This window comes from Embleya sp. NPDC025285 (assembly GCF_055558835.1).
This window is the reverse complement of record NZ_JBVHLU010000001.1, coordinates 184,265-206,495: the sequence shown is the minus strand read 5'-3', so window position 1 is coordinate 206,495 and position 22,231 is coordinate 184,265. Positions and strand designations below refer to the sequence as shown.

General features: G+C 70.0%; 17 protein-coding genes. 10 read left to right on the top strand and 7 right to left on the bottom strand.

The window, feature by feature from the left end; genetic code table 11:
* Nucleotides 1-467 precede the first annotated feature (467 nt).
* From ACZ4FV_RS00830 to ACZ4FV_RS00820, 3 genes are all read left to right on the top strand, one after another.
* Nucleotides 468-1,277 carry an SDR family NAD(P)-dependent oxidoreductase gene (locus ACZ4FV_RS00830; RefSeq protein WP_395859794.1) on the top strand — a complete coding sequence of 270 codons (810 nt, stop codon included), beginning with the start codon at nucleotides 468-470 and terminating at the stop codon, nucleotides 1,275-1,277.
* A gap of 182 nt (nucleotides 1,278-1,459) precedes the next feature.
* Nucleotides 1,460-2,578 carry an LLM class flavin-dependent oxidoreductase gene (locus ACZ4FV_RS00825; RefSeq protein ID WP_395859795.1) on the top strand — a complete coding sequence of 373 codons (1,119 nt, stop codon included), beginning with the start codon at nucleotides 1,460-1,462 and terminating at the stop codon, nucleotides 2,576-2,578.
* 77 nt (nucleotides 2,579-2,655) lie between these two features.
* On the top strand, nucleotides 2,656-3,450 hold the full coding sequence (locus ACZ4FV_RS00820; RefSeq protein ID WP_395859796.1) for a hypothetical protein: 795 nt from the start codon (nucleotides 2,656-2,658) through the stop codon (nucleotides 3,448-3,450).
* Between the two features lie 136 nt (nucleotides 3,451-3,586).
* Here the strand turns inward: ACZ4FV_RS00820 and ACZ4FV_RS00815 are convergent, their stop codons facing one another.
* The 4 genes from ACZ4FV_RS00815 to ACZ4FV_RS00800 form a co-directional block, all read right to left on the bottom strand.
* Nucleotides 3,587-5,056 (bottom strand): amino acid permease, encoded by a 1,470-nt coding sequence (locus ACZ4FV_RS00815; protein ID WP_465321517.1) that lies wholly within the window; start codon nucleotides 5,054-5,056, stop codon nucleotides 3,587-3,589.
* Nucleotides 5,057-5,415: 359 nt separating this feature from the next.
* Nucleotides 5,416-7,350 carry a 1-deoxy-D-xylulose-5-phosphate synthase gene (gene dxs, locus ACZ4FV_RS00810; protein WP_465321574.1) on the bottom strand — a complete coding sequence of 645 codons (1,935 nt, stop codon included), beginning with the start codon at nucleotides 7,348-7,350 and terminating at the stop codon, nucleotides 5,416-5,418.
* Nucleotides 7,351-7,486: 136 nt separating this feature from the next.
* Nucleotides 7,487-8,617, bottom strand: coding sequence for an ROK family transcriptional regulator (locus ACZ4FV_RS00805; RefSeq protein WP_402229610.1), 1,131 nt, complete (start codon nucleotides 8,615-8,617; stop codon nucleotides 7,487-7,489).
* 429 nt (nucleotides 8,618-9,046) lie between these two features.
* Nucleotides 9,047-9,514, bottom strand: a complete 468-nt coding sequence (locus tag ACZ4FV_RS00800) for a hypothetical protein (RefSeq protein ID WP_395859798.1) — start codon at nucleotides 9,512-9,514, stop codon at nucleotides 9,047-9,049.
* A gap of 146 nt (nucleotides 9,515-9,660) precedes the next feature.
* Here ACZ4FV_RS00800 and ACZ4FV_RS00795 point away from each other — a divergent pair, with 146 nt between their 5' ends.
* Nucleotides 9,661-10,659 (top strand): asparaginase, encoded by a 999-nt coding sequence (locus ACZ4FV_RS00795; RefSeq protein WP_465321515.1) that lies wholly within the window; start codon nucleotides 9,661-9,663, stop codon nucleotides 10,657-10,659.
* A 293-nt stretch (nucleotides 10,660-10,952) separates the two neighbouring features.
* Here ACZ4FV_RS00795 and acnA read toward each other — a convergent pair whose 3' ends face one another.
* Nucleotides 10,953-13,670 carry an aconitate hydratase AcnA gene (acnA, locus tag ACZ4FV_RS00790; RefSeq protein WP_402229248.1) on the bottom strand — a complete coding sequence of 906 codons (2,718 nt, stop codon included), beginning with the start codon at nucleotides 13,668-13,670 and terminating at the stop codon, nucleotides 10,953-10,955.
* 351 nt (nucleotides 13,671-14,021) lie between these two features.
* Between acnA and ACZ4FV_RS00785 the strand changes: the two genes are divergently transcribed.
* Nucleotides 14,022-15,047, top strand: a complete 1,026-nt coding sequence (locus ACZ4FV_RS00785) for a Gfo/Idh/MocA family protein (RefSeq protein ID WP_395859801.1) — start codon at nucleotides 14,022-14,024, stop codon at nucleotides 15,045-15,047.
* Between the two features lie 64 nt (nucleotides 15,048-15,111).
* On the opposite strand, the gene ACZ4FV_RS00780 is transcribed toward ACZ4FV_RS00785, so the two are convergent.
* Nucleotides 15,112-15,486: a PH domain-containing protein gene (locus ACZ4FV_RS00780; RefSeq protein ID WP_395859802.1), complete on the bottom strand. Its 375-nt coding sequence runs from the start codon at nucleotides 15,484-15,486 to the stop codon at nucleotides 15,112-15,114.
* Nucleotides 15,487-15,535: 49 nt separating this feature from the next.
* Nucleotides 15,536-16,642, bottom strand: a complete 1,107-nt coding sequence (gene cds1 / locus ACZ4FV_RS00775; RefSeq protein WP_465321514.1) for an L-cysteine desulfhydrase Cds1 — start codon at nucleotides 16,640-16,642, stop codon at nucleotides 15,536-15,538.
* Between the two features lie 231 nt (nucleotides 16,643-16,873).
* Between cds1 and ACZ4FV_RS00770 the strand changes: the two genes are divergently transcribed.
* From ACZ4FV_RS00770 to ACZ4FV_RS00750, 5 genes are all read left to right on the top strand, one after another.
* The gene (locus ACZ4FV_RS00770) at nucleotides 16,874-17,383 is read left to right on the top strand and encodes a SigE family RNA polymerase sigma factor (protein WP_395859804.1); all 510 of its coding nucleotides are present in this window, start codon (nucleotides 16,874-16,876) and stop codon (nucleotides 17,381-17,383) included.
* A gap of 100 nt (nucleotides 17,384-17,483) precedes the next feature.
* Complete coding sequence (locus ACZ4FV_RS00765; protein WP_465321513.1) at nucleotides 17,484-18,533, top strand: hypothetical protein; 1,050 nt, start codon at nucleotides 17,484-17,486, stop codon at nucleotides 18,531-18,533.
* Between the two features lie 183 nt (nucleotides 18,534-18,716).
* A complete protein-coding gene (locus ACZ4FV_RS00760) occupies nucleotides 18,717-20,087 on the top strand; it encodes a DUF2252 domain-containing protein (RefSeq protein WP_465321512.1) in 1,371 nt (456 codons plus the stop codon).
* Nucleotides 20,088-20,175: 88 nt separating this feature from the next.
* Entirely contained in the window at nucleotides 20,176-21,636 is a 1,461-nt protein-coding gene (locus ACZ4FV_RS00755) for an AlkA N-terminal domain-containing protein (protein ID WP_395859933.1), read from the top strand.
* Nucleotides 21,633-22,187, top strand: a complete 555-nt coding sequence (locus ACZ4FV_RS00750; protein ID WP_465321510.1) for a methylated-DNA--[protein]-cysteine S-methyltransferase — start codon at nucleotides 21,633-21,635, stop codon at nucleotides 22,185-22,187. The genes ACZ4FV_RS00755 and ACZ4FV_RS00750 overlap by 4 nt, the downstream gene beginning before the upstream one ends.
* The last annotated feature ends 44 nt before the right edge of the window (nucleotides 22,188-22,231 follow it).

The following is a 22,231-nucleotide window of genomic DNA, read 5'->3' as shown; positions in this document are numbered from 1 at the left end:
CTCGACCCACCAGCGCCTGCGCCTGCGCCCCCTCGCGTCTGCCCCACACCCGCGACCACGCCCCCACCTGCGCCTGCGCCTGCGCCCATCAACCCCCGCGCCTGCACCTGTGCCCGCAGGCGTCGCCACTCGCAGCCACCGGTGCCCACGCATAACGACACCCGCACCCGCCCCCACAACCACCTGCGCCCGCGCCCGCGGCCGCGCTCACACTCGCAGGCTCCCCCACCCCGTGCGCCATGCCATTCCGCGCCCATCCCCAACGGTGATGTCCGCCACTTTTACTGACAGAGCGTCAGATCTCCAGCGGACCTGCGTGAACACCGGCGCGTCGGGACGGAAAAAGACAGCCGTCTCCCTTCAGGTGACGGGTCGTCAGGTGGCATGGTGACCCCAGCGCAGAGCACGCCCGCAACGGCGGCCCCGCGCCGAGGCGACAACGTACGCGATCCACAGTGAGGTGCCCCGTGCTGCTCGACCCTTCCGCCGCCCTGCTCACCGATCGCGTCGCCGTGGTCACCGGTGCCGCCCGGGGAATCGGCGCGGCGACGGCCGTCGCGCTGGCCAGGTTCGGCGCCGACGTCGCCATCTGCGACCGCGAGCCGCTCGGCCTCCAGGAGACCGCGAAGGCGATCGAGGCCACCGGGCGCCGCGCGTTCGCGGCCGAACTCGACGTCCGCGACGGCGACGGCGTCGAGCACTTCCTCCGCGAGGCGCACACCACGCTCGGCCCGCTGGACATCCTCGTCAACAACGCCGGCGGCGGCTTCTGGTCGCCGTTCCTGGAGGTCCGCCCCAAGGGCCAGACCGCCCTCGTCGACGAGAACTTCACCTCCGTCACACACGTGATCCGGCACGGCACCCCCCTCATGCGCGAGGGCGGCTCGATCGTCAACGTCACCAGCATCGAGGCATTCCGCGCGGCGCCCGGGTTCGCGGTGTACGCCGCGATGAAAGCCGCGGTCGAGCAACTCACCAAATCGCTCGCCCTCGAACTCTCGCACCGCCGCATCCGGGTCAACTGCGTCGCCCCCGACGCGATCCCCACCCCCGGCGACGCCGGCCTCGCGGAGACTTTCGAGACCGACGAGGGCGCCTACGACTATGCCGCCAAGGTCCCCCTCGGCCTCGGCACCCCCGACGACTGCGCCGCCCCGATCGTCTTCCTCGCCGGCGACCTGGCCCGCTTCGTCACCGGCACCACCCTGCACGTCGACGGCGGCACCATGGCCGCCTCCGGCTGGGTCCGCCGCCCGGACGGCACCTTCACCCCCTGACTGCCCCCCGCACCCGCCGGCCAGGCCCCGCACCCGCACCCGCCGGCCCCAGCGCTCGCGACCACCCGAAGCGCCCGAACATACCCACCGCCGGAACGTACACACCGCCCGTCAAACCCACCGCCCACCGGACCCGACCGACCATCCCGCCCGACCCGACCGACCGCGGAATTGGGAGTGCAATGGAATTCGGCATCTTTCTTCAGGGCTACAACCCGTCGTTCCGGCGCGAGGGAAACCCCAACGCCGAACACGAAGCGCTGATGAACGACATGGACTTCGCGATCGCCGCCGACCGGGCCGGCTTCAAGTACGTCTGGCTGAGCGAGCACCACTTCCTCGACGAGTACTCCCACCTGTCCGCCAACGACGTCATGTGCGGCTACCTCGCACACGCCACCGAGCGGATCCACATCGGCTCCGGCATCTTCAACCCGCTCCCCCAGGTCAACCACCCGGCCAAGGTCGCCGAACGGGTCACGATGCTCGACCACCTCACCAAGGGCCGCTTCGAGTTCGGCACCGGCCGCGGCGCCGGCAGCCACGAGATTCTCGGCTTCCTGCCCGGCATCGAGGACATGTCCGAGACGAAGGCCATCTGGGAGGACGTGATCCGCGAGTTCCCGAAGATGTTCCTCCAGGACACCTACGAGGGCTACGACGGCGCCTACTGGCAACTCCCGCCGCGCAAGATCCTGCCCAAGCCGTACGGTAAGTCGCACCCGGCCATGTGGTACGCCGCCGGCAGCCCGCCCTCGTACGCGATGGCCGCCCGAATGGGCCTGGGCGTACTGGGCTTCTCGATCGGCGACCCGGCGAGCGCCGAGAAGCTCGTGGCCGGCTACAAGCGCGAGATCGGCAACGCCGAACCGATCGCCGACTTCGTCAACGACAACGTACTCGCGGTCAGCACCGGCTTCGTCGCCGAAACCCGGGAACAGGCGGTCGCCAACGCGGTCGCGGCCCGGCCGATGTACCTGACCAGCAACGTCTTCCGCTACCACGACACATTCCCGCACCCGGAGGGCATCCCGTACTGGCCCGAGTTGATGCCCGACCTGACCCCCGAGCTGGTCGAGTTCGCCGCCGACGCCGGCGCGCTGATCTGCGGTGCGCCGGACGGCGTACTCGACGCGGTCAAGGCCTACGAGGCGGTCGGCGTGGACCAACTCGTGCTCGGCCTGGGCTGCGACAACCGCGAGAACACACTCAAGACCATCGAGCTGTTCGGGAAGCACATCATCCCCAAGCTCGACACCGAGCCGGAACACCGCACCACCCGGTTCCGCCGGCAGGCCTGACCACCCCCACCCGGTCGGCGCCCCCGGCCGGGTCCGTCCCGCCCGACACGTGTCACCGCACGACCCGAAAGGCAGCCATGAGCTTCAAGGAATACCCGATCCGGGTGGGCAGCATGCTGTTCACCGCCGTGGACCCCGAGCGCGGCCACGAGGTGAGCTACAACCGCTGGTACGAGCGCGACCACTACTACGCGGGCTGCATGATCGGCCCCGGCATGCTCGCGGGCAGCCGCTGGGTGGCCACCGCCGACCTCAAGGCGCTGCGCTTCCCGGCCGACACCGACGTCGTCCCGGCCATCGAGGCGGGCTCCTACGTCGCGATCTACTGGATCAACGACGGCCAGTTCGACGAGTGGAACGCGTGGGCGGTCGACCAGGTCAACTGGCTCTACGGCAACGACCGCGGCTTCCAGCACCGGATCCACGCGCACACCGGCATGTATCTGCACGACAGTCGCTGGTACCGCGACCAGGACCCGGTTCCGCTGGAGCTCGCCCTGGACCGCAACTACCAGGGTCTGGTCTCGCTCGCCGTACAGCGCGCCGAGGGCACCACGCAGGAGGACCTGGAGGCGTGGTTCACCGCGCAGTTGCCGGACTTCCTCAAGGGCTCGCCGATCGCGTCGGTGGCCGCGTGGACCGCCGTCCCGCTCAAGGACGACGCCCCCGCGTTCGTACCGCGCGACCCGAACGCGGCGACCCGCAGCATGCAGCTGTACTTCCTCGAGGGCGACCCGCGCGAGAGCTGGGACGCCTTCAAGGAGTGGGCCGAGCGGATCGACGCCTCGGGCATCGGCCGGGTCACCTACTGCGCCCCGTGGATCCCCACCGTGGTCGGCACCGACAAGTACACGGACGAACTCTGGGGCTGATCCCGACCGTTGATCGACACGTACGCGGCCCCGGGTCCAGTCGACCCGGGGCCGCGTACGTCACCGCAACAGCCGTCACCGGAACAGCCGCAACGAACATCCGTCGATGAACAGCCGCGACCACAAGCCGTCGCGATCACCGCAGTCGGCTGTGCTGCTTCCCGTAGAAGAAGTAGACGGCGAAACCGGCCACCATCCACACCACGAACCGAAGCCACGTCTCGCTGCTGAGGTTGATCATCAACCACAGCGTGGCCATCATCGACAGGATCGGCAGCCACGGCACGAACGGCACCCGGAACGCGCGCGGCAACTCGGGCCTGGTCCGGCGCAGGATCAGCACACTCGCCGCGACCACCATGAACGCGAACAGCGTGCCGATGTTGACCATGACGTCGATCTCGTGGATCGGGGTGAATCCGGCGATCGCCGCGACCACAACCGCGATCAGCATCGTACTCACGTGCGGCGTGCCGTACTTGGGATGCACCTTCGCGAACAGCGGCGGCAGCAGCCCGTCCCGGCTCATCGCGAAGAAGACCCGGCTCTGACCCATCATCAGAATCATGCACACGGTGGTCAGACCGGCCACCGCGCCGATGCTGATGATGGTCGCGATCCAGCCCTTGCCGACCGCCCGGAACGCCTCCGCCAACGGCGCGGACGACGAGAGCATGTCGTAGCGTTGCATCCCGACCACGACCAGCGAGACCGAGACGTACAGGATCGTGCAGATCAGCAGCGAGCCGAGGATCCCGATCGGCATGTCGCGCTGCGGCTTGCGGGTCTCCTCGGCGGCGGTGGCGACCACGTCGAATCCGATGTACGCGAAGAACACCAGGGCCGCGCCGGAGAAGATCCCCATCGCCCCGTAGATCTGCGGGTCGAACCCGAACAGGGTCTGCACGAGCGGCGCCTTGAGCCCGTCCTTGCCCGAGCCCGACGGCTGCGAGTCGGGCACGAAGGGGTTGTAGTTGCCGGTCTTGATGAAGAACAGACCGGCGAAGATCACCAACAACACGATCGCGATCTTGATGGTGACCATGACGAGGTTGAACCGCGCCGAGAGCTTGACGCCGAACACCAGGATCGTCGCGACTCCCAGTACCAGCACCAGCGCCGGCAGGTTGACCGTCCCGCCGTCACCGGGCGCGGCCGTGATCGCCTGCGGCAGTTCGATGTCCGCCTGCGAGAGCAGCGAGGTCAGATAACCCGACCAGCCGATCGAAACCACCCCGACGCCGAGCGCGAGTTCGAGGATCAGGTCCCACCCGATGATCCACGCGGGCAATTCGCCGAGCGTGGTGTACGAGAACGTGTACGCCGAACCCGCCACCGGGACCGTGGACGCGAATTCGGCGTAGCACAGCGCGGCGAGCCCACAGACGACCCCCGCCAGCACGAACGACAACGCGACGGCCGGACCGGCGTAGTCCCTCGCGGCGGTACCGGTCAGCACGAAGATACCCGTGCCGACCACCACGCCGACGCCGAAGACCATCAGGTCGAGCGCGGACAACTCCCGGCGTAGACCGTGCCCTTCGGAGACATCGGTGTCCTGGATGGACTGCTCGATGTTCTTGGTGCGAAACAGCGCGTTGGCCATGGCAACACCTCCTGGTGGCGGAGACCGTTGCCATGATCGAGGGTTTCACTCCTGTTTTCGGGTGACCGATCCTCGGCGCGTCAGGGTGATCTTCGAACTCGACCCCGAGGCGCCGAAGCGGCGACCGGCCCGAGACCGGCGCTCCTCGAAGCGCGAGAGCCCCCGAATCCGGGCACCGACGGGCACGGTTCGGCCCGCGAACCGAAGGATTGGACGGCCCGGGAAGGCCGCCCACCCCGCAGGCTGGGAAGCCGGGAAACGGGAAGCCCGGAAAAGCGAAACGGCCCCGGGGCCGGGAGCGGAAGCCATGGCTCCCACCCCGACCCCGAGGCCGTCACATCGCGCGCGCCGCTCTCGGGTCAGGCGGTCGTCTCGTGCTGCTCGGCGTCGGCGTCCGCCGTCTTGGACGCGATCTCCTCGACCACCTGGCGCGAGATGTCCTGGGCGTTCAGCCCGATCCGGGCCAGCACCTCCGGACGCTCCGCGTGGTCCAGGAACTCCTGCGGGATGCCGAAGTCGCGCAACGGTACGTCCACCCGCGCGTCCCGCAGCGACTGCGCGATCATCGAACCCACGCCACCGGCACGGCCGTTGTCCTCGATCGTGACCACGAGCCGGTGCCGGGCCGCCAGCGGCGCGAGCCCGGCCGGGACCGGCTTGATCCAGCGCGGGTCGACCACGGTCGCGGCAATGCCCTGGTCGGCGAGCCGGTCGGCGACCTCGACCCCGATCTCGGCCATCTGCCCGACGGTCACGATCAGCACGTCGCCGCGCTCACCGCCACCGTTGCGCTCGGGGCCGGTACGGCGCAGCACGTCCATCCCGTCGATCCGGCCGATCGCCTCGATGTCGGGACCCACCGCGCCCTTGCCGAACCGCACCACGGTCGGCGCGTCGCCGACCTCCATCGCCTCGCGCAGTTGGGCACGCACCTGTGTCGCGTCCCGGGGAGCGGCGAGCCGCAGGCCCGGCACGACCTGGAGGATCGACATGTCCCACATGCCGTTGTGGCTGGCCCCGTCCGGCCCGGTCACACCGGCCCGGTCGAGCACGAAGGTCACACCGCACTTGTGCAGCGCGACGTCCATCAGCACCTGGTCGAATGCGCGGTTGAGGAAGGTGGCGTACACCGCGACGACCGGGTGCAGGCCGCCGGTGGCCAGGCCCGCCGCCGAGGTCACCGCGTGCTGCTCGGCGATCCCGACGTCGAACACCCGGTCCGGGTGCTTGGCGGCGAACTTGTGCAGCCCGACCGGGATCAGCATCGCGGCGGTGATGCCGACGACGTCCTCGCGCTCGTCGGCGATGGCGACCATCTCGTCGGCGAACACCGACGTCCACGAAGCGCCCGACTTCTTCACCGGCAGGCCGGTCTCGGGGTTGATCACCCCGACCGCGTGGAACTGGTCGGCCGCGTCGTTGACCGCGTGCGCGTAGCCCTTGCCCTTCTGGGTGATCGCGTGCACGATCACCGGCCCGCCGAAGCCCCGGGCCCGGCGCAGCGCGTTCTCCACGGCCTCGACGTCGTGCCCGTCGATCGGACCCACGTACTTCAGGCCCAGGTCCTCGAACAGGCCCTGCGGCGCGACCGCGTCCTTGAGGCCCTTCTTGGCGCCGTGCAGCATGTCGTAGACGGGGCCGCCGACCACCGGCGTGCGGCCGAGGACGCCCTTGCCCCACTCCAGGAAACGCTCGTAACCGCGCGTGGTGCGCAGCGTCGCGAGGTGGTCGGCGAGGCCGCCCTGGGTCGGACCGTACGAGCGCTCGTTGTCGTTGACCACGATGATCACCGGGCGGTCCTTGGCCGCCGCGATGTTGTTCAGTGCCTCCCAGGCCATGCCGCCGGTCAGCGCGCCGTCGCCGATCACCGCGACCACGTGCCGATCGTGCTGCCCACGCACCTGGTACGCCTTGGCGAGGCCGTCGGCCCAGGACAGCACCGTCGAGGCGTGCGAGTTCTCGATCACGTCGTGCTCGGACTCGGCACGACTGGGGTAGCCGGACAGGCCGCCGGCCTGGCGGAGCCGATCGAAGCCGCCCTTGCGGCCGGTCACGATCTTGTGCACGTAGCTCTGGTGACCGGTGTCGAACAGGATCTTGTCGCGCGGCGACTCGAACACCCGGTGCATCGCGATCGTCAGCTCGACCACACCGAGGTTGGGACCCAGGTGACCACCGGTCTTGGAGACGGACTCCACCAGGAAGGTGCGGATCTCGTCCGCGAGCTGCGCGAGCTGCTCGGGCGAGAGGGCCTTGAGATCACGGGGTCCTCGAATGCTGTCCAGCAGGGCCACCCGTTCCTCCTTCGTCAGATCCGTCACCGCCCCCACGGGTCTGCGTGCAGGAGAGGCGTCCACCGAGTCTAGACGCGGCGGTGCACCCGGATGGTTCGCATCGAGGTACCGCGATGGGCCATCCGTGCGGAACGGCTCACATCGAGACGCCGGCGATCTGCGCCTCTGGTGTGCGTTCGACGGCGAAGGGAGACATCTCGCTCATCACCATCGCCATCGCGCCGAGCACCTCGGCCCGCTCGCCGAGCGACCCGGTGACCACGGACAGTCGGCGCGAGGCGCTGGGAATGGCGTACCGCCCGACCGACTCGACGATCGGCGCGATCAACAGGTCGCCGGCGCCGGCGAGGTCGCCGCCGAGGATGATCCGTTGCGGATTGAGCAGGTTCGTCAGGCTCGCCACACCCACTCCCACGTGCCTGCCGGCGTCCGCGACCACCCGCCGGCAGCCCGCGTCGCCGTCCTTGGCGAGCTCGATCATGCGCTGGATGGTCAGGTCGGTGCCGTGACTGCCGCGGAGCAGGTCGAGCAGGTAGGAGGCGTTGGTGAAGGTCTCCAGGCAGCCGCGGTTGCCGCACCGGCACACCGGTCCGGACTCGTCCAGCGTTATGTGACCGATCTCGCCCGCGGTACCGCCCGGGCCCCGGTACAGCCGGCCGCCGATCACCAGGCCCGCGCCGACGCCGCCGGACACCTTGAGGTAGGCCATCTCGGTACAACCCACGCCCGCGCCCCACACGAGTTCGCCCAGCGCGCCGAGGTTGGCGTCGTTGTCGACCAGGACCGGCAGGCCCAGCCGTGCCTGCATCGCCTCGCGCGGGTGGCAGCCCACCCAGCCCGGCAGGATCGTGGTCGAGCCGAGCGCGCCGGTGTCGATGTCGATCGGGCCGGGCACGCCGAGCCCGACGCCGGTGACCTCGCCCCGAACCGCGCCGGCGCGCTCGAGCAGCACGCCGAGCAGGCGGTCCGCGAGCGCGAAGCCCTCGTCGGCGGAGGAGTCGACGTCGATCGGCACGTGCTCCTCGGCGAGCACGCGGTGCGCGAAGTCACCGATCGCCACGCGCAGGTGACGGTGGCCGAAATCGATGCCGACGACGACGCCCGACGCGCGACTGAGCGAGACGTTGCGGGCCCGCCGGCCGCCGGAGGACGTGGGGGTCACCTCGACCATGTCGAGGGCCTTCAACTCCCGTACGATGTTCGACACCGTCGCGGCGGACAGCCCGGTACTCCTGGCGATCTCGGCCTGGGTGAGCGCACCCGCCATGCGCACCGCGTGCAGGACCCGATCGAGGTTGGCCCGGTGCAGCGAGGACTGGGACCCGGAGGAGTGCGACCCCGGCGGCTGGGCCTCCCGGAAGCGGGCCCCCGTCATGCCGTCGGACATCTGCGATCCCCTCACCCCGGTGCATCTGACGCACTTCTTGTGTGCAAGTCCTGAACTCTATTGCGCCCTTCGTGCGGGCAGAAGAGTCAAACCTGAACGCAGGCGTCACGATCGGGCCTCTATTCACCGCTCGGCGCGCGGTGAACGCATGGAACGTTACAAACACCCCTTTCGCGCCGGCGCCCGGCGACCCCGTGCCCGTGCCTTGTGCCCCGCGCCTTGTACCCCGTGCCCTGTGCCCTGTGCCTTGTGCACGTCTAGCGTCGCCGCGCCCCGATCACCCGCTCCGCGACGCGGAACGTGTCACGGTCACAGCCGAGGCTCCCAACGTTCGCCCGCGAGGGCCTCCTCGACCAGCCGAACCGCCCGCTCGGTGGCCGCCGCCCGCGAGCCCTCGTACTCGTACATGCGCAGCACCGCCTCCAAAGCGGCCACGGGCACCCGGCCCGCGAGTTCGACGCGCGCCGTGCCGTAGCCGTGCCGGGCGGCGGCGAGCGCGGCGGCGACGTGCTGACGGGCCATCCGGGCCAGGATCAGCGGGTATTTGCGCAGCACGTCGTGGCTTCGATAGCCGGGTGGGCACAGGTCGTACAGCCAGGCGACCGCCGTGTGCTCCCAACCCGGTACACCGGGTGGCCGAACGCCTCGCGGCCAACCCGCCGGCGCGATCCCGTCCCTCCCGCGGGGCTTGGATTCCGCCCCGTTCCCAGCCTCGGCACGCCTGAAGCGACCCGGCTGCTCCCAGGCCGGGGTGTCGCGATCGCCATTGCCGTACATATGTTCGATTATGCGCGGTGGTTGGCCGAGAATGCACGCGTGGATCATGGAGGGGGACATCCCGCACCCGCGTTCGACCTCCGGGTCGGCGGGATCGGCCCCGCTCCGCCCCCGTTCGACTCTCGTACGACCTTCCAGGAGGACCCGTGATCCAGGCCGACCGCTCCGGCGACGAGGCCGCGTTCGCCCACATACCGCTGGTCGGCGTGTGGCGGAACGGCTTCCTGGAATCGATCCACCACGGCACGGCCGTACTCACCGGCACCGACGGCTCGGTGGTCGAGGGACACGGCGCGGTGGACGCGCCGATGTTCCCGCGCTCGACCAACAAGCCGTTCCAGGGCCTGGCGATGGCGCGCAACGGGCTCGACCTGGACGGCGAGCTGCTCGCGCTCGCCTGCGCCAGCCACTCCGGCGAGACGTTCCACCTGGAGGGGGCCCGACGGATCCTGGCCCGGGCGGGCCTGCCGGAGAGCGCGCTGCGGTGCGTGGCGGACCTGCCCCTGGGCGCGGCGCAGCGCGACGCGTGGCTGGCGGCCGGCAAGGGGCCGGAGCGGATCGCGATGAACTGCTCGGGCAAGCACGCCGCGATGCTGCTCACCTGCGTGCGCAACGGCTGGTCGACCGAGGCCTACCTGGATCCGGAGCACCCGCTGCAGCGGGCCGTGCGCCGGGCAGTCGAGGACGTCGCCGGCGAGCCGGTCGCGGCGGTGGGTGTGGACGGGTGCGGGGCACCGCTGTTCGCCATCTCGCTCGCGGGCCTGGCCCGGTCCTACGGCCGCTTCGCGGGGGCCTCCGAGGGCACGCCCGAACGACGGATCGCGGACGCGATGCGCGCCCACCCGGAGTGGGTCGCGGGCACCGGTCGCGACGTGACGAACCTGATGCGGGCGATCCCGGGCCTGCTCGCCAAGGACGGCGCGGAGGCGGTGTACGCGGTGGGCCTGCCGGACGGTCGGGGCGCCGCGGTCAAGATCGCGGACGGGGCGACGCGGGCACACATCGTCGCCATCGCGGCGCTGCTGTGGCGCATGGGCGTGGACGAGCAGACCCTCGCCCCGTTCGCGCAGGCACCCGTCTACGGCGCCGGCGAGGTGGTCGGCGCCGTCCGCGCGTTCCCCCTTTTGGGTGAACCGACGCCCTAGCCCTGTCGCCCACACGAGCCGGGCACAAAACTGACCCTGCGGCCGGTTGGGAAACCAACCGGCCGCGCCAGTGCCGCCCGATCCCGGTGCCCTCGCACGTGCCGGCGAATGCGCCCGCGGGTGCGAGCGCAAGGGCCGCGCCCGCGAGCGCAGCCGCACCGACCGCACCCGCCACATTCCGTCCCGGATCGGCGACTCGCTCGGGCCGAACCCGAAAGGCACCGGGCCGAGCCCCCGAAGGAGCCCGACCCGGTGCCTCGATGGCGCGCGACCTACCGTCGCCGCGGCGATCGTCAGCCCTTGTTCACCAGCGACCGCAGCACGTACTGCATGATCCCGCCGTTGCGGTAGTAGTCCGCCTCGCCGGGGGTGTCGATGCGCACGACCGCGTCGAACTCGACGCCGGTGTCCGTGGTGACCTTGACGGTCTTGGGGGTGCGACCCTCGTTCAGCGCGGTGATGCCCTCGAACGCGAAGGTCTCCTCGCCGGTGAGGCCGAGGGAGGCGGCGCTGTGGCCGGCCGGGAACTGCAGCGGGATGACGCCCATGCCGATCAGGTTCGAGCGGTGGATGCGCTCGTACGACTCGGCGATCACCGCGCGCACGCCCAGCAGCGAGGTGCCCTTGGCGGCCCAGTCGCGGGACGAGCCCGAGCCGTACTCCTTGCCCGCCAGCACCACCAGCGGAATGCCCGCGGCCTGGTAGTTCACCGACGCGTCGTAGATCGTCGACACCGGGGCGTCGGCCTGCGTGAAGTCACGCGTGAAGCCGCCCTCGGTGCCCGGCGCGATCTGGTTGCGCAGACGGATGTTCGCGAACGTGCCGCGGATCATCACCTCGTGGTTGCCCCGACGCGAGCCGTACGAGTTGAAGTCCTTGCGCTCGACACCGTTCTCGGCCAGGTACTTGCCCGCCGGACTGTCGCCCTTGATCGAGCCCGCCGGCGAGATGTGGTCGGTGGTGACCGAGTCGCCCAGCTTGGCCAGCACGCGCGCGCCCGCGATGTCCACGACCGGCGCCGGCTGCATCTGCATGCCCTCGAAGTACGGAGGCTTGCGCACGTAGGTGGACTGCGGGTCCCACTCGAAGGTGGCGCCCGTCGGGATCTCCAGCGACTGCCAGCGCGAGTCGCCCGCGAAGACGTCGGCGTAGCGGTCGATGAACATGTCCTGGTCGATCGAGGAGGCCACGACCTCGGCGATCTCCTCGTCGCTCGGCCAGATGTCCGCGAGGTAGACCGGCTTGCCCTCGGAGTCCACGCCCAGCGGCTCGGTGGTGATGTCGATGTCCATCGACCCCACGAGCGCGTACGCGATCACCAGCGGCGGCGAGGCCAGGTAGTTCATCTTGACGTCGGGGTTGATCCGACCCTCGAAGTTGCGGTTGCCCGAAAGCACCGAGACGACCGCGAGGTCGGCGTCGTTGACCGCCTTGGAGACCTCCTCCGGCAGCGGGCCGGAGTTGCCGATGCAGGTCACGCACCCGTAGCCGACCAGCGAGAAGCCGACCTTCTCCAGGTACGGGATCAGGCCCGCCTTCTCGTAGTAGTCCATGACGACCTTGGACCCGGGCGCAAGCGTGGTCTTGACCCACGGCTTGCGGGTCAGACCCTTCTCGACGGCCTTCTTCGCGAGCAGCGCGGCGCCGAGCATGACCGAGGGGTTCGAGGTGTTGGTGCACGAGGTGATCGAGGCGATCACGACAGCGCCGTGGTCGATCTCGTACTCGACGCCGTCCTCGCCGACCACCGTGGTCGGGTTGTGCACGCGACCGTTGGAGCCGGTGGGCGCGTCCGAGGCCGGGAAGGACTCCTTGCCGGACTCGTCGCCGTTGGTGACGTAGTCCGCCAGCGCGCTACGGAAGCGGGCCTTGGCCTCGGCCAGCACGACCCGGTCCTGCGGGCGCTTGGGGCCGGAGATCGAGGGCACCACGGTGGAGAGGTCGAGCTCGATGTACTCCGAGTACTCCGGCTCGTGGCTCGGGTCGTGCCACAGGCCCTGGGCCTTCGCGTACGCCTCGACCAGCGCGAGCTGCTTGTCGTCCCGGCCGGTCAGTCGCAGGTAGGTGATCGTCTCGGCGTCGATCGGGAAGATCGCGCAGGTCGAGCCGAACTCCGGCGACATGTTGCCGATGGTGGCGCGGTTGGCCAGCGGCACCGCGCCGACGCCGTCGCCGTAGAACTCGACGAACTTGCCCACGACACCGTGCTTGCGCAGCATGTCGGTGATGGTCAGCACGACGTCGGTGGCGGTGACGCCGGGCTGCGCCTTGCCGGAGAGCTTGAAGCCGACCACGCGCGGGATCAACATGCTGACCGGCTGGCCGAGCATCGCGGCCTCGGCCTCGATGCCGCCGACGCCCCAGCCGAGCACGCCCAGGCCGTTGACCATCGTGGTGTGCGAGTCGGTGCCGACGCAGGTGTCGGGGTATGCCTGGCCGTTGCGCACCATGATGGTGCGAGCCAGGTGCTCGATGTTGACCTGGTGCACGATGCCGGTGCCGGGCGGTACGACCTTGAACTCGTCGAACGCGGTCTGGCCCCAACGCAGGAACTGGTAGCGCTCCTTGTTGCGGCCGTATTCGATGTCGGTGTTGATCTCGAACGCGTCCGGCCGGTTGAACACGTCGGCGATGACCGAGTGGTCGATGACCATCTCGGCGGGCGCGAGCGGGTTGATCCGGGAGGCGTCGCCGCCGAGGGCCTTCACGGCCTCGCGCATCGTGGCGAGGTCCACGACACACGGCACGCCGGTGAAGTCCTGCATGATCACGCGCGCCGGCGTGAACTGGATCTCTTCGCTCGGCTCGGCCTTCGCGTCCCAGCCGCCCAGGGCACGGATGTGATCGGCGGTGATGTTCGCGCCGTCCTCCGTGCGGAGCAGGTTCTCCAGCAGGACCTTCAGGCTGTAGGGGAGGCGCTTGCTGCCCTCCACCTTGTCCAGCCGGAAGATTTCGTACGACTCGTCACCCACGTTCAGGGTGGAGCGAGCGTCGAAGCTGTTCGCGGACACGACGGTCTCCCTTGATCTTGTGCGTTTCTCCCGCATCCTGCCGACACCCACTCGACTCACGCCAAGCAAGGTGACCCTAAGTAGGGGATGCCGGGGTCTGCGCCCCGCAGATATCTTGATGTCAAGACAAGTCTAGTCTAGGCCCCGACTCCTCCGTGCGGGTACCCGCCACACCCGCGCCGACCCGTCGCTCGCGGATTCCTGTGGGCGATCTCCCCCACACGCGCGCGTGCGCCCCTAACATGCGGACAGCGAGTCCGGCACGACCCACGCGTGGGTCCGGCGAGTGGGCCGGGTAAGCGTTCGGAGCACGAGCGCGTCGGGCGGGATGGCGACGAGGGGGATGACGCCATGAAGCGGATCCGGATCGGCGTATTGGGCGCGGCTCGCATCGCGCCGGCCGCACTGGTCAAGCCCGCGCGGCTGATCCCGGAGGTGCAGGTCGCCGCGATCGCCGCCCGCGACGCTGCCCGCGCGGATACCTTCGCGCGACGGCAGGGCATCCCGCGAGTGCATACGGACTACGCCGCCTTGATCGCGGACCCGGAGTTGGACGCGGTGTACATCCCGCTGCCCAACGGGTTGCACGCGCACTGGACGATCCGCGCGCTGGAAGCCGGCAAACATGTGCTGTGCGAGAAGCCGATGGCCGCCAACGAGGCCGAGGCACGCGAGATCGCGGACACCGCCGCGAGTGCCGGCCTGGTGGCGATGGAGGCCTTCCACTATCGGTATCACCCGCTCGCGGGCCGGATGCGCGAGATCCTGGACGACGGCGAGTTGGGCGAGATCCGCCGAATCACCACGTCGATGTGCTTCCCGCTGCCGCTGCTCGGCGACATCCGCTACCGCTACGACCTGGCGGGCGGGGCGCTGATGGACGGCGGGTGCTACGCGGTGCACCTGATGCGACTGCTGGCGGGCGACGACGGAAGCGACCCGATCGAGGTGGTGGACGCGCACGCCCTGACGGTCCGCAAGGACCGGCGGGTGGACCGCGCGATGTCGGCCCGACTGCGCCTGCCCGGCGGCGTGACCGGCACCGTGCACGCGTCGATGTTGTCCCGGCGCGTCCTGGACATGCACGCGCACGTCGTCGGCACCCGCGGCGAGATGCGCGTACTGAACTACCTGATGCCGCACCTGCCGCACCGCTTCACCGTGCACACGGGCAAGCGCAAGCGCCGCGAGCACCTGGGCGAGGCCGCGAGGACCCCGACGTACCGCCTGCAACTCCAGGCGTTCGCGGACGCGATCCGCCTCGGCGAGCCGCCGCTGACGCCCGCTGCGGACGCGGTGCCGACGCTGCGCGTCATGGACGCGATCTACCGCGCGGCGGGCCTGCCCCTGCGCGGACAGACCCCGGCCACCAGGTGAGCGCGAAAGAGCCCCGCCGTAACCGAGGCCGGCCCATCACGCCTTCGAGATACGACGCGCCGGCTCAAAGCATGATGTAGTGCAGGATCACGTCGTGGACGTGTCGGCCCTTGTCGTCGCTGCGAAACTCCACGCTGTAGGTCTGCGTGCCGACGTGGATCGCTATTTCGCTGGAGCTCAGGTACGAGCCGGTGAAGCTCTTGTTGGAGACCATGCTCACGCTGCTGATCTTCGAATAGGGCAAGGAGGTGATCGCGACCTTCTTGCCCACGAAGCTGTTGTCCTGGATGATCGCGCGCCGGTCGGTCAGGCCGATGAACCCGGTGCCGACGCCCTTCGCGTCGTAGACCGCGATGATCTGCTCACCCGGCAGCAACCCGCTCTGGATCTTCTCCAATTGCTCACGCTTGTCGAAGACGACGTTTCCCGCTCCGCTCATCCTTTGCTCCTCCTCGTCGACCTGCGACACCCAGCCTAAGGCCGCTCGATCAGCGCCATTCACTCGTCGCGTGGAAGTGTCGCAACGTGTCCTCGTACGCGGTCAGATCCAGCTCCTGTCGCGCGAGCCACTCGTCGGAGTAATACGAGTGCGCGTAGCGCTCGCCACCGTCGCACAGCAGCGTCACCACCGAGCCCGTCCGACCCGCGGCGCGCATCTCGGCCACCAGACGCAGCGCACCCCACAGGTTGGTGCCGGTCGAGCCGCCCGCCTTGTGTCCGGTACGCCGGTGCAGGTCGCGCATCGCCGCCACCGACGCGGCGTCGGGGACCTTGATCATGCGATCGACGATGTTCGGCATGAAGCTGGCCTCCACCCGGGGTCGACCGATGCCCTCGATCCGCGACGAACACGCGTCGGTGTACGCCGGATCGTGCGTGCGCCATCCGTCGAAGAAGGCCGAGTTCTCGGGATCCACGACGCAGATCTTGGAGTGGTGCCGGCGGTAGCGGACGTAGCGGCCCATGGTCGCGCTCGTGCCGCCGGTGCCGGCGCCGACCACGATCCACTCGGGGATGGGATGCCGCTCCTCGGACATCTGCTCGAACACCGACTCGGCGATGTTGTTGTTGCCCCGCCAGTCGGTCGCGCGCTCGGCGTAGGTGAACTGGTCCATGAAGTGCCCGCCGGTCTCCGCCGCCAGCGCGCGCGAGACGTCGTACACGGTGGCGGCGTCCTCGACCAGGTGACATCGGCCGCCGTGGAACTCGATCAGCTCGATCTTCTCGGGGCTGGTGGTGGCGGGCATGACCGCTACGAACGGCAGGCCGATCTGGTTGGCGAAGTACGCCTCCGAGACGGCCGTGGAACCCGAGGACGCCTCGATCACGGTGGTGCCCTCCTCGATCCACCCGTTGCACAGGGCGTAGAGGAAGAGCGAACGCGCGAGCCGGTGCTTGAGCGAGCCGGTCGGGTGGGTCGACTCGTCCTTGAGGTAGAGGTCGATGCCCCACTCCGTGGGCAGCGGGTAGGCCAGCAGGTGGGTGTCGGCGGAACGGTTCGCGTCGGCGGCGACCTTGCGGATGGCCTCGTCCACCCAGTCGCGGGTCTTGGCGCTGAAACGATCCACATCGTGGTCCACCGACGTCACGTCCACTCCCCTGGCTGGTTCGTACCCCGCGCCGGGTTCGGGCGGCGAGGGCTGCGGGATCGATGGTGATCGATCGTGGCCCAGGCTACGGGCCGACGCGCGGGCCCCTGGGCCAACCCCTCGAATGGCCCATGAGCTGCGCATACGTATTCTCGGCCGGAAGTTGTGACGTGCCGGGGGGTCCGCCGCGTCTATGGGGTGGGTACGCGCGAGGGCGCGTAGGGACGAGGAGGGTCTATGGCGGGCTTCGACGCTGAGCCGGCCGATTTCCTGGAGTTCGCCAACGCGTGCAGCGGACGGCTGTTCCGGACGGCCTGGCTCCTGTGTGGCGATTGGCATCTCGCCGAGGACCTCGTGCAAACGACGCTGGGCAAGTTGTATCGGGCCTGGAAGCGGGTCAGCCGGGCCGACAGCCCGGAGGCGTACGCGCGCACCGTGCTGACACGCACCTATCTGTCCCACCGACGCAGGCTGAGCAGCACCGAGCAGCCCTACGCCGACCTGCCGGAGGGCTCCGGCCCCGAGGAGGACCAGGCGTTGCGGTTGACGCTCTTGAAGAGCCTGGCCGAACTGCCGCCCAAGGACCGGGCGGTACTGGTCCTGCGGTACTGGGAGGACCTGAGCGTGGAGCAGACGGCGCGGCAGATGGGCGTGTCCGAGGGGGCTGTGCGCAGCAGATCGATGCGGGCGTTGGAGAAGTTGCGCAGCGTGCTCGGGGCCGAGTCGGGATGGCTCTCCGCCGCATGAGGGAGTTGCCGCGTACACCGCCGGTACGGCCGTACGGCTGGTGAGCAGCAACGACCTGTGTTCGCACGGATGTCACCGATGGCGAGGAGACGGTAGGTCTATGGGGTCCGACGAGAATGAGCTGGCGGCCGCGATGCGGACGTCGGCGTCGGGGCTGGTCCCCCCGACGGGATTGGTCGCGGGCGGCATCGCCCGAGGCAGACGCATGAAGCTGGTACGACGTATCCAGGTCGGCGCGTCGACCGCGGCGGTACTGGCCGTCGCGAGTACGACCCTGCTCGTCGTGGCGAACGGAAACGACGACCACCGCGGGCGGGTGGCGGGTCCCGCGAGCACGACCGCCGAGGTCTCCGCGCCCGCCACCGAGGCCGGGCCCAAGCCCCGGCCGACGCTCACGGTGCCGGCCGGGACGGTGCCCGTGCTGCCACCGCTGCTGCTGCACAAGCTCTTGGCACTTGTGCCGGAGAACCTCCTGACCTCCCGGCTCACCGGCTCGGACAACACGAACCGGACGTCTGCGGGAATTCACAACGCAGGCGCTTCGGCGTCGTTCGTTCTCGAGGACTCGGCGGGGCCCAGCCTGCTCTCGGTGTCGGTGGAGCAGAACGCCGACACCCCGGGAACCGTTGAATGTCCGCACCCGGGCGGCGAGGTCTACGCCAAATGCGTGAACTACGAGGCTCCGGCAGGCCGGGTGGTGGAGCGGCAGGACTGGGTCTACCCCGCGGCGCCGGACACCCCGGAGAACCGCGCGGACGGCAAGGCCGGACCGTGGGGCAACGGGCCCAAGGTCTGGTCCGTGCGAGTCCTGCGTCGTGACGGCGTCGTGATCACCATCGAGGAGATCGCCTCGCGGGAGGAGAAGGGCGACATCGGCCGGAACACGCCGATCCTGTCGATGGACCGGCTGCGTGCGATCGCCACCGACCCGACCTGGCAGCTGTGGGTGGCCTCGGACGCCAACAAGGCGGCGGCCGACGCCTCGCCCAAGATCGGCAACCGATCCCCGTTCGGCGAGAATTACCAAACCCCGCCGTCCACCTCGCCATCCCCGTCGAACACGGGGGCAGCGCGGTCGGAGAACGGGACCGAAGCCGTCTCGTCGGGGTCCGGTGTCCCCTCCGGAACCGTCGGGACCTCGCGGTCCTGAACATCTTCGACGCCTGCCGGGCATGACTCGCCGTCGGCCGGGCATGCGCCGGATATCGAGCCCCCGGGCGCCTCTGACTCCCCCCTCACGCTCCGGGGGCTCGATGCCGTCCCGGTCCTCCCGTCTGGGATCCTGACGCGGGGTCCTGCCGGCCCCGAGGAGACTTCGAGGGAGGCGGTCGCGATGACCGAGGGCATAGGGATCGGTCTGGGCGGCGTGGGGTTCGAAGGTGGCTACGCGGAATACGGCCCGGCGGACGCCGAGGACCGCGCCCGGCACATCCTGGAGGTCTTCGAACGGGCCTTCGGCGCGCTGATCGATGGCGACTCCGCCGCGTTCCGGGTGAAGTTCCGCAAAATGGCGGCTTCGGCGTTCGCGTTCTATCGGGGCACGGCCTGCCTGTTCTACGCCGACCTGGACGGTCGTGTGGACCCCTTCCTGGACGAACGCAACTCGCGGGTGTGGATCCACGGCGACCTGCACGCGGAGAACTTCGGCACGTACATGAACGCGGACGGCAAGCTCGTGTTCAACGTCAACGACTTCGACGAGGCGTACGTCGGCCCGTGGACCTGGGACGTCAAGCGCTTCGCGGCGAGCCTCGCGCTGATCGGACACGGCAAGGCCCTCAGCGACGACACGATCACGACCCTCGTCGCGGGCTACGGCGCCGCCTACCTCGACCAGCTTCGACTGCTGACCGACAAGACCACGCCACAGGAGGCCGCGCTGACCCTGGCTACGACCGAGGGGCCGCTCCTGGAGGTGCTGCGGCAGGCCCGGCTGCAGACCCGAATCGAGTTGCTCCGCTCGCAGACGGTGGTGCAAGACCACGAACGGCGATTCGCCCTGTCCGGCGGCGCGTTCGAGTTGTCCGACGACGTCAAGGCGACGGTGCTGGAGGCCTTCGGGCGCTACCTGGACACGTTGCCTCCCGCGACCCGGCAGCGGCCGGACACCTACGACGTCAAGGACGTCGTAGGGCGGCGCGGGGTCGGCATCGGCAGCGCCGGCCTGCCCTCGTACAACTTGCTGATCGAAGGCAACACGGAGGCGTTGGAGAACGACGTGATCCTGTACATGAAGCAGGGCCAGACGCCGTCGGTGAGCCACCACGTCACCGACCCCGAGGTGCGGTCCTACTTCGAGCACGAAGGACACCGCACGGTCATCTCGCAGCGCGCACTGCAGGCGCACGCGGACCCGTGGCTGGGCTACACCGACATCGACGGGGTGGGCCAGCTGGTCGCCGAGGTGTCGCCGTACGCGAACGACCTGGACTGGTCCGACCTCAACGAGGTGGACACGATCGCGGAGGTCGTGGAATACCTGGGCCGGGCCACCGCGACGATGCACGCGGTGGCCGACGAGGAAAGCGGTCACACGCTCGTACCGTTCTCGACCGAGCACGCGATCCTCGAGGCGATCGAACGCGACGAGGAGGGCTTCACGACCTCGCTCGTGGACTTCGCGCACGCGTACGGGGCGCGCGCTCGCGCCGACCACGCCATCTTCGTCGACCTCTTCCGTAACGGGCTGATTCGGCGGTTGTAGGCGCCACCGGCGGCGCGAAGACGCCCTCACGGTGCTGTCCGATTCCCGCCGGCCACTCCTGCGGGAACGGGTGACACTGGTCGACGTGATGGACGACGAGCAGTGCTACCGAGCGTGCAGCAGCCGGGACAGTCGGTTCGACGGCTGGTTCTACATGGCGGTCACGAGCACCGACATCTACTGTCGGCCGAGTTGCCCCGCGGTCAAGCCGAAGCGTGAGAACGCGCGGTTCTACCCGTCGGCTGCGGCCGCACAGGCGGCGGGTTTCCGGGCGTGCAAGCGCTGCCGTCCGGACACCTCGCCGGGTTCGCCGGAGTGGGACGTCCGCGCCGACGTGGTCGGGCGCGCGATGCGGCTGATCGCGGACGGGGTCGTCGACCGTGAGGGCGTCGGCGGCCTCGCGGGCCGGCTCGGGTACAGCGACCGCCAGTTGAACCGTCTGCTGATGGCCGAGGTCGGCGCGGGCCCTCTCGCGCTCGCCCGGGCTCGACGGGCGCAGACGGCCAGGGTCCTGCTGGAGACCTCCGACCTCCAGATCGCGCAGGTCGCGTTCGCAGCCGGGTTCGCGAGCGTGCGGCAGTTCAACGACACCGTGCGCGAGGTGTTCGGCCGCACCCCCACGGAGGTGCGTGGGCGGGCCGGCGCCCGAGGCGTCGAGCCGGGCGAGATCCGGCTGCGGCTGCCCTACCGGGAGCCGATCGCGCTCGGGCACGCGCTGGATTTTCTGGGGTTGCGGGCGATCCCCGGCGTCGAGGAGTACGTCGACGGGGTCTACCGCCGGGTGCTGTCGCTCCCGCACGGCACCGGCGTGGTCGAGCTCTCGCCCGGCCCCTCCTGGGTGTGGTGCCGCCTGGTCCTCGCCGACCTGCGCGACCTGGGCGCCGCCGTGCAGCGCTGCCGACGACTGCTCGACCTGGACGCGGACCCGCTCGCGGTCGACGAGGCGCTCGGGAGCGCCGAAGCGGGCGAGGGTGGCTTGGGCGCGCTCGTGCGGGCCACCCCGGGGCTGCGCTCGCCGGGACACGTGGACCCCGACGAACTCGCCGTGCGAGCCGTGCTCGGCCAGCAGGTCTCGGTAGCGGGCGCGCGCACGATCGCGGGCCGGCTGACGGCCCTGTACGGCAAGCCGCTGGCGGCACCCCTGGGCGGACTCACCCACGCGTTCCCCTCCGCGACCGCGCTGGCGGACGCGGATCCGGCGGATCTACCGATGCCCGTGTCACGCAAGAAGGCGCTGTTCGCGCTCACCGGTGCGCTGGCGTCGGGGACGGTCCGGCTCGACCCGGGCGTGGATCGCAGGGCGGCGGAGGCGGGCCTTTTGGCCCTTCCGGGTATCGGCCCCTGGACGGCGTCGTACATTCGACTGCGGGCACTGGGCGATCCGGACGTGTTCCTGCCCACCGACTTGGGCGTCAAGCACGCACTCGCGCGATGGGACCTCCCGGTCTCGGCCGCGCAGTCGTGGTCCCCCTGGCGCTCGTACGCACTGCACCACCTGTGGGCGAGCCTGTCCGCAGCACCCACCGTCTCGGTGAAGGAAGCAGCATGAACCAGGACGCCCTGTTCGAGGCCGTCGAAGCGCCCGACCCGCACGTGCCCCCGGCCGTGTTCCACACCCCGCTCGACGGCCCCCGCCGATACGCGGTGATGGACTCCCCGGTCGGCGAGCTGCTCATGATCGGCGACGGCGACTCGCTCACCGCCCTCTACATGGCCGCCACGCCGGGCGCGGACTGGGTACACGATCCCGGTGCGTTCACCCAGGCGCAGGCGCAGTTGAGCGCTTACTTCGCCGGCGAACTGCGCGAGTTCGACCTGCCGTTGGCGCCGGCGGGCACGGACTTCCAGCTCAAGGTCTGGTCGGCCCTGACCACCATCCCGTTCGGGCACACGATGTCCTACGGCGCCCTGGCGACGAGGTTTCTCGGCCAACCGACGGCGTCCCGCGCGGTCGGACTCGCCAACGGCCGCAACCCGATCAGCATCATCATCCCCTGCCACCGGGTGATCGGCGCCGACGGCACCTTGACCGGCTACGCGGGCGGATTGCCGCGCAAGCAGCGCCTGTTGGCGCTGGAGCACGTCCGCGTCACCAGGTAGCCGGGCCACTCCGAACCGCACCGGCGCCGGCGAGGCCGCGCGAT